Annotated in this window: 11 protein-coding genes, 2 pseudogenes and 1 riboswitch; of the genes and pseudogenes, 9 read left to right on the forward strand and 4 right to left on the reverse strand. The window is 38.5% G+C overall.

Going from position 1 to position 14,129, the window contains the following annotated elements; translation table 11 throughout:
* Positions 1-168: 168 nt before the first annotated feature.
* Both HX13_RS25630 and HX13_RS13240 read right to left on the reverse strand, forming a co-directional pair.
* Positions 169-510 carry an esterase-like activity of phytase family protein gene (locus HX13_RS25630; RefSeq protein WP_316931314.1) on the reverse strand — a complete coding sequence of 114 codons (342 nt, stop codon included), beginning with the start codon at positions 508-510 and terminating at the stop codon, positions 169-171.
* On the reverse strand, positions 458-1,435 hold the full coding sequence (locus HX13_RS13240; protein WP_262483551.1) for an esterase-like activity of phytase family protein: 978 nt from the start codon (positions 1,433-1,435) through the stop codon (positions 458-460). The genes HX13_RS25630 and HX13_RS13240 overlap by 53 nt, the downstream gene beginning before the upstream one ends.
* Positions 1,436-1,691: 256 nt before the next feature.
* Positions 1,692-1,880, forward strand: a riboswitch (cobalamin riboswitch).
* Positions 1,881-1,932: 52 nt separating this feature from the next.
* Here HX13_RS13240 and HX13_RS13245 point away from each other — a divergent pair.
* Together HX13_RS13245 and HX13_RS13250 are read left to right on the forward strand one after the other, a co-directional pair.
* Positions 1,933-3,216 (forward strand): YncE family protein, encoded by a 1,284-nt coding sequence (locus tag HX13_RS13245; RefSeq protein ID WP_050021500.1) that lies wholly within the window; start codon positions 1,933-1,935, stop codon positions 3,214-3,216.
* An 8-nt stretch (positions 3,217-3,224) separates the two neighbouring features.
* Positions 3,225-4,349, forward strand: coding sequence for a T9SS type A sorting domain-containing protein (locus HX13_RS13250; protein ID WP_050021501.1), 1,125 nt, complete (start codon positions 3,225-3,227; stop codon positions 4,347-4,349).
* Between the two features lie 57 nt (positions 4,350-4,406).
* On the opposite strand, the gene clpP is transcribed toward HX13_RS13250, so the two are convergent.
* Together clpP and dnaG are read right to left on the reverse strand one after the other, a co-directional pair.
* Positions 4,407-5,093 carry an ATP-dependent Clp endopeptidase proteolytic subunit ClpP gene (clpP, locus tag HX13_RS13255; protein WP_050021502.1) on the reverse strand — a complete coding sequence of 229 codons (687 nt, stop codon included), beginning with the start codon at positions 5,091-5,093 and terminating at the stop codon, positions 4,407-4,409.
* 114 nt (positions 5,094-5,207) lie between these two features.
* Positions 5,208-7,190 carry a DNA primase gene (gene dnaG, locus HX13_RS13260; protein WP_050021503.1) on the reverse strand — a complete coding sequence of 661 codons (1,983 nt, stop codon included), beginning with the start codon at positions 7,188-7,190 and terminating at the stop codon, positions 5,208-5,210.
* A gap of 227 nt (positions 7,191-7,417) precedes the next feature.
* Between dnaG and tsaE the strand changes: the two are divergent.
* From tsaE to HX13_RS13295, 7 genes and pseudogenes are all read left to right on the forward strand, one after another.
* A pseudogene (gene tsaE / locus HX13_RS13265) lies at positions 7,418-7,826 on the forward strand (tRNA (adenosine(37)-N6)-threonylcarbamoyltransferase complex ATPase subunit type 1 TsaE).
* Positions 7,827-7,894: 68 nt separating this feature from the next.
* Positions 7,895-9,086, forward strand: a pseudogene (locus HX13_RS13270) (alanine dehydrogenase).
* Positions 9,086-9,457 carry a hypothetical protein gene (locus HX13_RS13275; RefSeq protein WP_050021504.1) on the forward strand — a complete coding sequence of 124 codons (372 nt, stop codon included), beginning with the start codon at positions 9,086-9,088 and terminating at the stop codon, positions 9,455-9,457. The pseudogene HX13_RS13270 and the gene HX13_RS13275 overlap by 1 nt, the downstream one beginning before the upstream one ends.
* 23 nt (positions 9,458-9,480) lie before the next feature.
* Complete coding sequence (locus HX13_RS13280; RefSeq protein ID WP_128572409.1) at positions 9,481-10,254, forward strand: histidine kinase; 774 nt, start codon at positions 9,481-9,483, stop codon at positions 10,252-10,254.
* Entirely contained in the window at positions 10,229-10,936 is a 708-nt protein-coding gene (locus tag HX13_RS13285; RefSeq protein WP_050021505.1) for a LytR/AlgR family response regulator transcription factor, read from the forward strand. The genes HX13_RS13280 and HX13_RS13285 overlap by 26 nt, the downstream gene beginning before the upstream one ends.
* Before the next feature lie 317 nt (positions 10,937-11,253).
* A complete protein-coding gene (locus HX13_RS13290) occupies positions 11,254-13,536 on the forward strand; it encodes a cation:proton antiporter (RefSeq protein ID WP_050021506.1) in 2,283 nt (760 codons plus the stop codon).
* Between the two features lie 97 nt (positions 13,537-13,633).
* A complete protein-coding gene (locus HX13_RS13295; protein ID WP_050021507.1) occupies positions 13,634-14,122 on the forward strand; it encodes a hypothetical protein in 489 nt (162 codons plus the stop codon).
* Positions 14,123-14,129 lie beyond the last annotated feature (7 nt).

Here is a 14,129-nt window from a genome sequence, read left to right on the forward strand (position 1 = left end):
TTACTGATTGTAGAGAGGGTTCAATATGATATGTTTCGGCTAAAGCCAGTGGAATGCTATTTATCTTTAAACGGGCTAAAGCCCGTTTCATTGAACGGTGTACCAATTTTTTTAACCAATAAAAACGGCGGAGATAATCCCCGCCGTTTTTCGTAAAAAAAAATCTAATTATTGAATATCGACTACGTACATTGTTCCTTTATCTACCTTGCCTGTTTTAGGTAGTATTTTTGCTTTAGGGTTACCGTTTCCATCATCTACTACCCCGAAATCATCATCATTGAAAACAGCGAGTTTATTATTTCCTAAATAAACAATTCCTTCAAATTTATCATGTTCATATCCTAACCTGGCAACCAGATCTACAGCTAATGTTTTAGAAACCGTTTTAATCCCGGCGTTGGTAATTTCATCCCAACTACACTCTTCCAAAGCTTTATTATTGATTTTCATTCCGTCAACAGCGGCAATATCCGGTCCGTTTACATCTGTTGCTCCGCTCAGGTTTATTCTGTATACTTTTTTTTATTCCGCCCTGTGACCCGAAGTTTCCGTCTCTCTCAATCACCAGGAATTCATTATTACTTATTGCAGTAATGTCACAAACTGAATCAGAGGCTCCCCCGTCCTGTTTATATAAAAATTGTCTGGTCTTCCCTGTAGCAATATCAAAAGTGACAATTCTGGTTAAGGTAGTATTTTTAGCCAAAGCCTTGCTTGGAACATGCATCATAGACTGCATGGCTCCCACTAAAGTAGTACCGTCAGGAGTTATACAAAGCCCTTCCATTCCCCTGTTGGCCCTTCTTTTTGCCAGCACAGCGGGAAGTTTTCTTGTTCCTGTATTAACGCCTATCGGACTTATTCTTTCCATCTCTACACCCTCTGCACTATAATGTACAATGTGAGGGCCATACTCATCGGAAACCCAGAAGGTACCGTCTGCTGCTGCAACAATACTTTCACTGTCGAGACCATAATTGTCCGTTCCCAGTACATTTCCTGAAGCATCGTAAGCCGTTTCACCTGTACTCCCCATTCCTATAGGGTTGGGTAGACCTGTGATAGGTTGTCCTGATGGATTTTTAAGCTTAATATATTTGATCACCTCAATATTTCCTTCGGCATTAATTTTAAAATGCATGATTGTTGGACTGAAATTGGGAGCCAAAAACTTTTTCCCGTTCAGGTAATCCGTATTAGGTCCTCTGTCTGTAATGACATAAAATTCCCCTTTTCTTGTAGGGTGTGCAGCCGCACCTGATCCAAAACCTCCATTAATGACATCCACACCATTTACCGTTGCTAATTTTGAAAAAGGAAACTCCTGAGGAAGTTTAGAGTAATTAATATCCTGGTTATGGGCAGTTTCGTCATCTTTGTTACAAGAAACCAATACCGTTAACATCAAAACAGATAATAGTAATCTTTTCATATTCACTTTTATGGCTGCGAAAGTATAAATCGATTGTAAATTAATCTTTAATTCAATGATAATTGTATTTTAACAATGAAACCTGTAAAATGAATTCAATATAAACAGCTATACCTGCCGTTAAATTTATAAAAACAAAACCATCGGTCACATTTTTTATTAATTTCAAAAAACACGTTATAGCTAAGAGCTTATAAAACACTTAATACACAAAAGATAAGTTATTTACCACACGTAAATCAGGAATTTATATGATATATTTGCAGCGTTTTAAGGTTGAACATAGTTCATTAATAGGGAATCAAGTGAGAATTTATTCAATGCTTGAGCTGTACCCGCAACTGTAGACTATTCCACCTATAGCATGAGATGCCACTGGATCCGGATCCGGGAAGGCCGCTATAGGATGTAAGCCAGGAGACCTGCCTTAATACAATTCAGAAGAATTTCTCTCTCTGAAAGTAAGTTTCGGGAATAAAACTTTAATTAATAATATCATGAAGAAAATCTATTTTCTTATTCTTGCATTTGTCATTTTTTTTGCAAATGCTCAAACTGAAGCCGTTTTAGTGCTTAATGAAGGTGGTGCCGGCAGTAATAATGCCGAAATATCGCTGATCTCCAATCAATCAGTTACCAATAACTATTTTAAAACCCACAACAATAATGCTGCATTGGGGGATACGGCACAGGACATTAAAATTTATGGTGACAGAATTTTTGTGGTCCTGAATATTTCCAATCAGATAAAAGTCATCAATAAGTCTGACTTTTCTTTGATTACCACAATCTCAGCCAATCTGGATAATCCGAGATATATTGCCTTCAGCGGAAACAAATTTTATGTAACCAACTGGGGAGGTTCCGGTTCTACAGAAAATTATGTAGCCGTTTATGACCTTAATACCTATACGCATGAAACCAATATTCCGGTTGGAAGCGGACCCGAAAAAATTTACAGCAAAGACAACAGATTATATGTTTTGCTAAAAGGAGGTTTTGGAATCAACCAATTTATGGATGTGATCAATACTTCTACCAATACAGTTGAATCCGAGGTAAACGTTGGAGATTTCCCACACAGCATTTTTGAAAAAGATCAGTTTCTTTATATCATGAGTTTCGGAAATCCCTACACCTCAAACTCTTATGGAACATTTACAGTCTATAATACAGTAACTCAAAGTACCGTTTCAAGTACTGCATTTCCGGCAGGAACAAAACCTTCTTTTATGGATACAGACGGAACGAATATTTATTACATGAAAGATGCTTCAATCTATAAAACACCTATTGCAGCACCGTCTTTTTCAACGACACCCATTGCAACGGCACCTATTACTGTAACCGGCTATGGTGCTGCTGCTTACGGGTTTAATATTGTCAACAATACGATTTATGTGGCTGATCCTAAAGGATATATTGCACCGGGAAAAATTTATACATATGATTTACAGGGAACCTTACAAAACACTTTCACAGTGACCATGCTGCCTAATCAGATCATTGCTTACAACAACAGTGCACCGCCGTCACTTTCAACAGTGGAAAATACAAAAGCTTCTAAATTGTCTTTATATCCCAATCCGGCAAACAGCAAATTCTTTGTACAAGGTTTAAACAGCGGAAATATTCAGGTGTATGATGCTAACGGAAGAAAGGTCATCAACGCACAATATACCCAAAACGGAATTGATATAAACACACTTCCTAAAGGTACTTATATTGTAAAAATTACGGATAAGAGCACTAACTTCACTGAAAAACTAATCATCAAATAAGAATCCGGATGCAAAAGATATTAAGTTTTATATGCAGTTTTATCGTAGTTTTTTGTTGCGCACAATTTACGGCAAACGACATAAAGTTTTTCGTAGGAACAGGCTCTCAGACTGCCTATTTTGTAGCAGACTTTAAAGACGGAACCAATGACAGGTCTTATGCCTGGGGAGTGCGGTTCGATCCGGGGCAAAATATCACCGGACCTCAGATGCTTCAGATGATCAAAAATGCAGAACCCGCCTTTGATTATTTTCTGACCTTCAATAATGGTTTCCTTGATGAGCTAAGCTTCAATGATCATTCACAACAATCCGGGCCGGACTATTGGAGTTTATGGCGTGGGAATGATACCAACAGCTGGTCTGCCGTAGGGTGGATGAACAACGGGACCATCTCAGACGGAAAATGGTATGGTGCTTCCTATGGGTTCAGCAATCCCACAGCAGAAGCGCCTTCTACTCCGCTTCCTGCCTATAGTTCTCTATGGTATAATTCGTCTCAGATTACCAATTGGATCGGTACAGGTTCTGATAAAAGCTTAGTGGTTATTGACTTCGGAACTGATAATTCTAACGGAAATGCTGATTCATTTGTTTTTGGAATTCAATATAACGGAACTATTACCGCAGAGCAGGCTTTACAATTGATTGATGCCCAGGTAAGCACATTTAATTATACTAAAGCTGCCAATCAGGTTTCTTCTTTATCCCTGAATTCTTTTTCAGGTACCCCGAACGGGTCCAACTCCTGGAAATTATACAAAGGAACTAATTTGTCAAACTGGAAAATTCATAACGACCTTTCATCCATTACTTTACATAACGGTGAATGGCTTGGATTAAGTTTCGGACAGAGAAGGCCCTTTACGCCCACAGAAGCTCCTCAATCCACACTTGGAACTTCTTCTGTCAGTAAAAGAACAGTGGGTATCTATCCTAATCCTGCAACTGATTATATTCATATCAATACCCAGGAGAGTATGAAAGAAGTGAATATATATTCTTCTTCAGGCCAAAAAGTAATGACATCAGGGAATTCCAGGATTAATATTCAATCTTTAAGCCCGGGAATTTATTTTGTAGAAATTAAAACTTCAGGTCAGTCAGTTATCCGTAAGATTGTTAAAAAATAGAAAAGAGGCTGTCTCAAAAATTGGGACAGCCTCTTTCAATATGATCTTGGAGATCAATTATTTTTTCTCTGTAGATCTCTGTAAAACTTCATCTACCATTCCGTAGCCTTTAGCTTCTTCAGAAGTCATCCAGTAATCTCTGTCAGAAGATTTCTCAACCCACTCGTATGTTTGTCCTGAGTGGTGAGCGATAATTTCATAAAGCTCCTGCTTTAGTTTCAGCATCTCTCTCAGGTTGATTTCCATATCAGAAGCCACTCCCTGGGCTCCGCCTGAAGGCTGGTGAATCATTACCCTTGAATGTTTAAGCGCAGAACGTTTCCCTTTCTCTCCGGCCACAAGTAATACAGCTCCCATAGAAGCGGCCATACCTGTACAGATTGTTGCTACATCAGGCTTAATGATCTGCATGGTGTCATAAATTCCTAATCCTGCATACACACTACCACCCGGCGAGTTGATATAAATCTGGATATCCTTTGACGGGTCGGCACTTTCCAGGAATAAGAGCTGAGCAGTAACGATGTTGGCTACCTGGTCATCAATTCCTGTTCCCAGGAAGATAATCCTGTCCATCATCAAACGGGAGAAAACGTCCATCTGAGCAACGTTCAGTCTTCTCTCTTCCATAATGTAAGGCGTAAGGTTCGTCGGACCATACATTCCCATATACTGATCGGTAACCAGACCGTTATTTCCTAAATGTTTTACAGAGAAATCTCTGAATTCCTTTTTAATGTCCATATTTCTATTATGTATTATTTTTTTAAACAAATATTCTCGGAATGTAAATTACAATATTTATTCCTAAAATTTTATCAGACTTTTTGTCACAGAATACAAAAACCTGTCTGTACATTATCTTCTTCTCCCCGCATAAATTCCTTTAATCGGCGAGTATTCGATGATATTGCTCAATCGTATGGAAGCCTGTTTCAGCAGGGTGATTTTTTTGATCAGATCAAAATATCTTACCTCATCCGTATTGCTGTACTGATCCAGTTCCCTGGCTGTTTCTTTGATGAGATAATCGATGTACCGGTATTTGTGCAATAAGATATCACCTTTCACCTGATCTGCGACCTTATCCCCGTAATTAGGCGGATAAATATTCCTGGAAGCCCAGTTTTCAAGTTCATCTAACGGAATCAGGGCATCTACAACCTTCGTGGTAATTTCTTCATCCATAAAAGATACAAAAAAGTTTCCACTTCTGAGCTCATCTTTCCGGATTCCTTCTTTTACCTGGTTGATGATAATCTCATTTTCCTTGACTAAAAACTTGTACTGTTCTTCTTCAAAATGATGGAGGATCTCTTCAATAACCGTGATCTGGTACTCTTCATTGTTCTCATTTCTTCTTTTCAGTACAATATCTCCAAACATCAGCATATGGTCCACCAGTTTATTTTCCATAAACAAAACATCATAGAGAAAAGGATCTTCTTTCTCGTGATCCACCGGAACAATCTCCATTTTCGGAGGCGTTTTTTCCTTCTGCTGCTGAACATGGTGGGTCTGGTTCTGGGTAATCTGCTTCTGGACATCAAGTTCATTGAAAAGGCTCTGCTCGGAAAGCCCGAATTTATTTGAAACTTCTTTCAGGTATACTTCCCTTTTCAGCGCATTTTGTACAAAAGAAACCGATTTTACAATATCACGTATGGCTTCTGCCTTTTTAATGGGATCATTTTCAACATCCCTAAGGAGGATTTCCGCTTTAAAGTCGATAAAATCCATCGCTTCATTTTCGATGTATTTTTCAACATAATCCTGCGGATGTTTTCTGGCAAAAGAGTCCGGATCATCTCCGTCAGGGAATAACAGCACCCTGATATTCATTCCCTCTGTCAGCAGCATATCAATGCTTCTGAAACTGGCTTTGATCCCGGCATTATCCCCATCGAAAAGAATGGTTACATTTTCTGTAAGCCTTTTGATCAATTTGATCTGCTCGGTAGTCAGTGAAGTTCCGGAACTTGCCACTACGTTTTCAATTCCGGACATATGAAGTGAAATCACATCCATATAACCTTCCACCAAAAGACAGGCATTCTTTCTTGAAATAGCCTGCTTACTTTGATTTAGCCCATAGAGAACATTTGATTTATGATAGATCTCCGTCTCCGGCGAGTTGAGGTATTTCGCTGTTTTAACATTGCTTTTTAGAATCCGGGCACCAAATCCTAAAACTCTTCCTGAAAAACTGTGTATCGGGAAAATAACCCTTTCCCGGAACCTGTCTATTCCTGCAGGAGCATTTTCCGGAAAAATGGAAAGTCCGGATTTTTCCAGAATTTCTTTGGAATAGCCTTTTTCCAGAGCATATTCCGTAAAAGCATTTTTCTTTTCCGGGGAATATCCCAGCTGGAACTTTTTAATGATATCATCCCTAAGCTCACGCTCTTTGAAATAAGCCAGCCCGATACTTCTTCCCTCCTGGTCATCCCAAAGGATTTCCTGGAAGTAATTATTGGCTACTTCATGAATTTTATACAGCAGGTCCTTCTCTGTTTGGGCATTTTTTGCTTCTTCAGAAATTTCGCGCTGATCCTCTTCAATTTCAATCCCATATTTCTTGGCGGCATGACGAAGCGCCTCAGGATAAGTAAAGTTTTCAATTTCCATAAGGAAAGAGATTGCAGTACCTCCTTTTCCGGTAGAGAAATCTTTCCAGATCTGTTTACTGGCAGAAACGACAAAACTCGGAGTTTTTTCATCATGAAAAGGGCTGAGTCCTTTATAATTAGACCCTGCTCTTTTCAGCTGCACGTATTCTCCTACAATCTCTTCTACCCGTATTGTTGAAAAAATTTTATCTATCGTCTGCTTGGATATCATGCTGTAAAATTAAGTATTTTACGTAGAACATGGAAGATTTTGGGTGGGAGAATTAAGCCGTCGGAGATGGTAAGGTGGTAAGCCGATTGCATTGTACTGATTATTTAACGGGCTAAGCCATCATTATTGATATATTAATTTCCCTGAACAACTTTGTTTGTTGTGGACTTCTCAAATTCTCAATTTCCCGCTTCTTAAATTTCATTATTTTTGCAATAAATTAGCTTATGCAGTTCACTATAAATAAAATTGAAGACTGGCAGGAAATTGTTGATACCATTATTCCTGAATTACAACACCATATATTTTTACTAAAAGGAAACCTGGGAGCAGGAAAAACTACTTTCACACAGTTTTTACTTAAAAAAACTGGGAAGTGAAGATGAAGTCAGCTCTCCTACCTATTCTATTGTGAATGAATACAATACTCCAAAAGGAAAAGTATATCATTTTGACCTTTACCGCCTGAAAAACATTGAAGAAGTCTATGATATCGGGATAGAAGAATACCTCGATAATTCCTTTTTATGCATTATCGAGTGGCCTGAGGTTTATGAAGAGGAGCTGTACGGCCTTAAATACCACACAATGAACATTATGAACACGGGTGAAAGCAGAGAAATTTCATTCGAGTAAATATTATGTATCTTTGCTTACTAATTCAGTGTTAAAAAATAATCTGTAAGACATAATACAATTTAAGGATGAGCACAAATATTTTTACTCCTTTCACAGAAGAAGAATTGATGCCGAAAGAAGAAAAACTGGAGGTTATTAAGAAAGGAAAACAGTTCAGTATTGGGATTCCTAAAGAAACCTGTCTCAACGAAAGGAGAACCTGTATTACTCCTGACGCAGTACAGGTATTGGTAGAGCATGGCCATGAGATCATTATAGAATCAGGGGCCGGAGAAGGCTCATTTTTTACAGATTTACAGTATTCCGAATCGGGAGCCAGGATTACGACTGATCCTAAAGAAGCTTTCGGACAGGATCTGATCTTAAAAATAAACCCTCCTACACAAGAGGAGATTGATTATATGAAACCTAATACCTATCTGGTTTCTGCACTTCAGATCAATCTCAGGGATAAGGAATACTTTTTAAAACTTGCAGAGAAAAAAATAAATGCCATTGCTTTTGAATTTATTGTTGATGAATATAAACAGCTGGCGTTGGTAAGGCTCATCGGAGAAATTGCAGGAACCGTTTCTATTTTATATGCATCAGAATTATTAGCCTTATCAAATGGCTTAATGCTGGGAGGCATTACGGGAGTAAGACCTGCTGAAGTCGTAATTCTCGGGGCCGGCATCGTGGGTGAATTTGCTACAAAGGCAGCCATAGGTTTAGGAGCCAGCATAAAAGTTTTCGACAACTCTTTGTCTAAACTGAGAAGGCTTCACACTATGGTTGACAGCCGTGTGCCTACTTCCATTATTGATCCTAAGGAGCTCAGCAAAAGCCTGAGACGTGCTGACGTAGTCATCGGGGCGCTTCCAAGATTAAATATGACCCCTATTGTCACTGAGGATATGGTCATGAAAATGAAAAAGGGCAGCGTCATTATCGATATCACCATAGACAATGGTAAAGTAATCGAGACGTCAGAACTGACTACCATGGAAGATCCTTATATCATCAAACACGGGGTGATCCATTGCGGGCTTCCCAACCTTACCTCAAGAATGCCGAGAACCACTACAAAGGCTATTTCAAATTTCTTCCTTTCCTATATCCTGAATTATGACGAAGAGGGTGGATTTGAAAACATGCTGATCCGACAAAAATGAAATGAAGCAGAGCTTATATATGTACAAGGGCAGACATACCAAAAAGATCATCTGTGACCGTTTCGGCCTTACGTACCACGATATCAATCTTTTAATCTTCTAATGAAAAAACTGAAATTTTATGCCATAGGCTTCATTCCGGGGCTTTTGATTGTATTTTTTATTTTAAACAAAAAAGGAGCCAGCTGCAGCGGTTATTTACCCAACAGCCGCGTTATTGCTGAAACCCTGTCCAAGGAATTCACCTATTCCGATAACTTTAAAAATGAAATGTATACATACAGGATAGATGAGAAATTTATTAAAGACAGTATCATTACCAAAGGAAAAGTTGACTTTGACAGGAGCCATGCGCAAAAGAAACCATGCCCGGACTATCTTTTAACCTATCCTGAAAAGAATCCGAGATATGAAATCACTTTTGAAAAATGTGAGGAAAGTGTGACTTTAAACAGCCTCAAAAAGCTGAAATAATTTTCATCCTGTAACCTTATTGTATGGACGGCAATTACTACATGATTCATGATTATCTGATCTTCATTGGAGTTTTTGCCATTCTCTTTTTTCTGACTACAAGTATTTATCTGTTCAGCCAATATCAGAAGTTCAAGCAGAGAAATATCAGGCTGTCAGAAACCAACAGAATGATTGAGCAGCGGCTGAATGAAGTCCGGCTGGAACATATCGGCACCAAACTCAATCCGCATTTATTCAAAAACATTCTTAATTCAGTGCAGTCTCACGCTTATCAGACCTATATGTCCCTGGACAAACTGGCCAATGTTCTGGATTATATTTTATATGAAAGTAACAACAAATTTGTAAGCCCGAAGGAAGAATTGAATTTTGCCTTAAGCCTGATTGAAATAAACAAGATTAAAATAAATCCTCTTTTTGATTTCAGAATTAAATCCAGGATTAATAAGTCTGACGCTGTGTATGAGGAAAAAGTCTTTGCTCCGCTGATCTCTGTAGACCTGATTGAAAATGCTTTCAAACATACCGACTTTCTGGCCCAGGATTCTTTTATTTCCATTTATATAGAGCTTGAGAACGGAATTTTTACTATGAAAGTAAGCAATAAAGCTTCTTTGAAAAATATACTGGCAAAAGAGAAAAGCGGTTTCGGCAGCCAGTCTTTAGACCAAAGGCTCCAGATGATCTACAACACCCACTATCAGCTTGAAAAAAGTTCTAAAAACGGTATCTTCACCGCAGAATTAAAAATCAATTTAGGAGATTTCTATGATAAAATGCGTTATTCTCGATGATGAACTATTAGCCATCAGCTATTTAAAACTTCTATGCGAACAGATTGATGATGTAGAAGTCGTCAAAGCATTTAATGATCCTAAAGTCTTTCTGAGTGAAATTGATACCCTCGACTGCAATCTATGTGTATTGGACATTGAAATGCCCGGAATGACAGGACTTCAGGTGGCAGAACTGATTTCAGGTTCAAAAAAAATCATTTTCACAACAGCCTATAAAGAATATGCAGCAGAAGCTTTTGACCTGAATGTGGTGGATTATGTACGAAAACCTATCAGAAAAGAGCGGTTGATCCAGGCTTTTGAAAAAGCAAAGGAACAGATCAGTACTTCCCGGAAAAAGACCTTTATCGAATGGAACACCAATATTGGTAAAACCGTTATTCTGGCAGAACAGATTGCCTATATCAAAACCTCAGAGATCGACAGCCGTGATAAAGATATCATCCTGAATGACGGAACAATGATTGTGCTGAAAAACCTCAACTTCAAAAATCTCCTGGAGATGCTTCCGGCTAAAGACTTTGCCCAGGTCAATAAAAAAGAAATCATTTCCCTTTCTTCCATTAAGGTGTTTACTACCAACGAAATTATCACAACCCTTCCTGAAGGAGAACATTTTCTTAAACTTCAGATTGGAGAAGCCTATAAAAGTTCACTCATGGAGCTTTTTGGAAAATAGATTTTTCAAAGATTTCCAGTTTCATTACAGAAAGCATCCGCTTCATTACGCCCCTGTTTTTAAAACTCAGGGCCTGCTTATTTTTGCTATAATTAAATGATTACTAATGAAAATCTCCTTATGCTGCGGAACTTTATCCGGGACTGTGCTACCTGTCTTTATAGCCTAAATCCGGGGTCGAAACCAGAAAAAAACCGTCCCGGATATTCTTTCAAAGTACATTTTGTTACATTTTTTGAAACATTCATTACATTTTAAGAAAAACAGTATTTAACATAACTATATTCTTATCAATTTTGCAATAAAATATTGGAATCATGAATTGGGGAAAATACAGGAATTTAATTTTCTACATTACAACTATAGCCGTCTTTTCGTGCCTGATGTACTTCTTTATTGTGGAAGGGCAGACACTGGAAGTAAAGGAAAATATGATTGCCCAAACCAGTAGCGGTTCTACCTGGGAAAATTTCATGGAGTCTTTTAAAACCAATCTTCATCATCCATTGGCTTTATTACTGGCGCAGATTGTTACCATTATTCTGACGGCCCGGCTTTTCGGATGGATCTGTATGAAGATCAGGCAGCCTACCGTAATCGGGGAAATGATTGCAGGTATTGTATTGGGGCCTTCATTGGTGGGAATGTATTTCCCTGAATTTTCTGCATTTCTTTTTCCTAAAGAATCCCTGGGTAACCTACAATTTCTCAGTCAGATCGGGCTTATTCTTTTCATGTACATTGTGGGCATGGAGCTGGACCTGAGCGTTCTAAGAAAAAAAGCTCACGACGCTGTGGTCATCAGCCATGCCAGTATCATTATCCCTTTTGCTTTGGGAATCGGTCTCTCTTATTTTATTTATCAGAAATTTGCGCCTGATGGTATTCAATTTACCTCTTTTGCTTTATTCATAGCCATATCCATGAGTATTACCGCTTTTCCGGTATTGGCAAGAATTGTACAGGAAAGGAATCTTCAGAAAACCAAGTTGGGAACTATTGTGATTACCTGTGCAGCGGCTGATGACATTACGGCATGGTGTATTCTGGCTGCTGTAATTGCCATTGTAAAAGCCGGCTCTTTTACCAGTTCCATTTATGTTATTCTTATGGCTATTGCTTATGTATTTTTAATGATTAAAATCGTAAGACCCTTCCTTAAAAGAATTGGTGATCTTCAGGCAGGAAAGAACAGCATCAGCAAACCTATGGTGGCCATTTTCTTCCTGACCCTGATCTTATCATCTTATGCTACGGAAGTAATAGGAATCCATGCTTTGTTCGGGGCATTTATGGCAGGAGCTATTATGCCGGAAAACGCTAAGTTCCGTACCCTGTTTATTGACAAGGTAGAGGATGTGGCATTGGTACTTCTTCTCCCGCTGTTTTTCGTTTTTACGGGTTTGCGTACCCAGATCGGATTGCTGAATGATGGACAACTGTGGATGACGGCTGGGTTTATTATTTTAACGGCCGTTCTTGGTAAGTTTGCAGGCAGTGCCCTGACTTCCAGATTCGTCGGAATCAACTGGAAAGAAAGTTTAACGATCGGAGCCCTTATGAATACAAGAGGTTTAATGGAGCTTATTGTACTCAATATCGGCTATGACCTTGGTGTATTGGGACCCGAGATTTTTGCCATGCTGGTAATTATGGCATTATTTACCACTTTTATGACAGGGCCGGCCTTAGACTTTATTAATTTTATTTTTAAATCCAAAAAGGAAAACAATGAAGAGCTTTATGATAAAAATGATTCTCAATATCGTGTTCTCCTGTCTTTTGACAAACCTGAATCGGGAAGTACCCTGCTCAGGTTAGCCCATGACTTCACCCATAAAATGAATGGCAATAAAAGTATTACAGCCATGAATATTGCTCCGGTGGATGAAATGCACGCTTATGATATCAACGAATATGAAAATTCCCAGTTCCAGAACGTGATTGAGACATCGCATGAGCTGAAACTTGAAGTCACCACCCTTTTCAAAGCTTCTACCGATATAGAAAGCGACCTCACCAGCATTTCCAACAAAGGAAATTATGACCTCCTGTTGATCATGCTTGGAAAATCTATGTATGAAGGAAGCTTATTGGGAAGACTATTGGGCTTTACCACGAAAATCATCAATCCTGAGAAGCTTTTGAATACGGTAAAAGGGAAAGGAAATATTTTCAACAACTCTCCTTTTGATGATTTTACCCTGCAAATCCTGGATAAAACCAATATTCCTGTAGGAGTTTTGGTGGAAAAGGGTTTCAAAACCGCAGACAAGGTATTTGTACCCATTTTTAACCTCAGCGATTTTTATCTTCTTGAATACGCCAAAAGGTTAATCAACAATAACAATTCTCAGATCATTATTCTGGACGCTGCAGGCCAGATCCGTAATAATATTGAAGTAAAAGAGCTGATCAGGAGTATAGAACAGGTAGCTCCTAACCACATTACACTGTACAACGAAAAGAAAATTGAGAAAGAGTTCCTGAATGCACAGGATCTGATGCTCATCAGCAGTAAAAGCTGGAAAAATCTCATCGATACAAAAAGTTTATGGCTTTCTGATATTCCTTCCACATTAATTATTTCTAATCCATAAACCTGCCGATATTTCTATTTCTACCGAAGCTGTAAATATTATTCGTTGTCTGTAAAGAAAAAACGGGTATATTTATAGCTTCAATTTTTTTACAGGAATGCTGATTAACAGTGAAAATGGAAGTATTGAGCTGGAATCCTTTGCTACCCGGCTGTATAAAGGGATGCCACTCAATCAGCTAAAGGAGACTGATTTTTACAAAGTAAATTATCACAATATGTGGGATGTAAAAACCGGGTATTTTTGGTATTACTTTAAAACAACAGAGGTAAAAGGTTACCAATTGTACCTCAGCCTATGTTTCTTTGAAGATAGATTGCACAGTCTCCATATGAATACATGGGAAATCAGCGATGCTAAAGATTGGAACGGGTGGACGGAAGAGAAGGAAATACAGGTTTTTCATCGCAATAACAGGTTTCTGACACTTCTGTTGGGAATATCTCCCACTTGGAAAAGGAAAACACCCTATCCCGGTGTCTTTTTCAGATTTTCCTGGGGTAATATATGGTCGGTTTATGATCCGCGAAGTGCCAGCAGCCTGATGGGAATCAGCTATGATGAAAAAAATATTGCTAAAAATTAATAACCAA

The organism is Chryseobacterium sp. P1-3 (assembly GCF_000738495.1).
In the GTDB taxonomy this organism is placed as follows: domain Bacteria; phylum Bacteroidota; class Bacteroidia; order Flavobacteriales; family Weeksellaceae; genus Chryseobacterium; species Chryseobacterium gallinarum.

Bases quoted from the DNA above. Each gene is read 5' to 3' on its own strand.
- HX13_RS13285 (WP_050021505.1), top strand. From the start codon at position 10,229: ATGATAAAATGCGTTATTCTCGATGATGAACTATTAGCCATCAGCTAT.
- HX13_RS13280 (WP_128572409.1), top strand. From the start codon at position 9,481: ATGGACGGCAATTACTACATGATTCATGATTATCTGATCTTCATTGGA.
- HX13_RS13295 (WP_050021507.1), top strand. From the start codon at position 13,634: ATGCTGATTAACAGTGAAAATGGAAGTATTGAGCTGGAATCCTTTGCT.
- HX13_RS13290 (WP_050021506.1), top strand. From the start codon at position 11,254: ATGAATTGGGGAAAATACAGGAATTTAATTTTCTACATTACAACTATA.
- HX13_RS13245 (WP_050021500.1), top strand. From the start codon at position 1,933: ATGAAGAAAATCTATTTTCTTATTCTTGCATTTGTCATTTTTTTTGCA.
- HX13_RS13275 (WP_050021504.1), top strand. From the start codon at position 9,086: ATGAAAAAACTGAAATTTTATGCCATAGGCTTCATTCCGGGGCTTTTG.
- HX13_RS13250 (WP_050021501.1), top strand. From the start codon at position 3,225: ATGCAAAAGATATTAAGTTTTATATGCAGTTTTATCGTAGTTTTTTGT.
- dnaG (WP_050021503.1), bottom strand. From the start codon at position 7,190: ATGATATCCAAGCAGACGATAGATAAAATTTTTTCAACAATACGGGTA.
- clpP (WP_050021502.1), bottom strand. From the start codon at position 5,093: ATGGACATTAAAAAGGAATTCAGAGATTTCTCTGTAAAACATTTAGGA.
- HX13_RS13240 (WP_262483551.1), bottom strand. From the start codon at position 1,435: ATGAAAAGATTACTATTATCTGTTTTGATGTTAACGGTATTGGTTTCT.